Origin of the sequence: Mycobacterium sp. E3247 (genome assembly GCF_001667785.1) — a bacterium.
Classification (GTDB): domain Bacteria; phylum Actinomycetota; class Actinomycetes; order Mycobacteriales; family Mycobacteriaceae; genus Mycobacterium.
The window spans coordinates 1-582 of the sequence record NZ_LZJG01000544.1; the positions used below are offsets into that span (position 1 = coordinate 1).

1 protein-coding gene is annotated in these 582 nt (G+C 68.0%); it reads left to right on the plus strand.

Translation table 11 applies throughout. The features are described from left to right. Positions 1-190: 190 nt before the first annotated feature. Positions 191-582: glycosyltransferase (locus A9X04_RS27655; protein ID WP_197509455.1), on the plus strand; the 392-nt coding region annotated here is incomplete at its 3' end.

The following is a 582-nucleotide window of genomic DNA, read 5'->3' on the forward strand; positions in this document are numbered from 1 at the left end:
GACCTGCGCCAGATCCTCTCCCCCGACTACGTCTCCCGCGCCCGCGAGCTGGCCGCCCGGATGACGAAGCCCGCGGACAGCATCACCAAGAGCGCCGACCTTCTGGAAAACTTCGCGCGCGTGGGACGGATTGGGTGAGGACTGGCACCCCTGACGTCGCCGGTGCACGGCAACTGCAAGGCTAGGACCCGTGACGAAATTCGCCCTCGCCGGGTATGGAACCCGCGGCGACATCGAGCCTTTGGCGGCTGTGGGCCGCGAGCTGCTGCGCCGAGGGCACGACGTGGCCATGGCCGTCCCGCCGGAATTGGTGGGCTTCGCCGAGTCCGCCGGGCTCACGGCGGTCCCGTACGGCCCGGAACTGCACGATTTCCTCGACGAGGAGTTCCTCCGCAACATGTGGTCGGAGTTCTTCCGGAACATTTGGACGGTCCGCAGCCCGATCAGGTTGATGCGCAAGGTCTGGGAGCCCCTCATCCGGCATTGGGGCGAGGTGAGCGCGACGCTGACGTCACTCGCGGCCGGCGCCGACCTGCTCTGCACCGGTCTGAATTTCGAGCAGGCCGCCGCCAACGTCGCCGA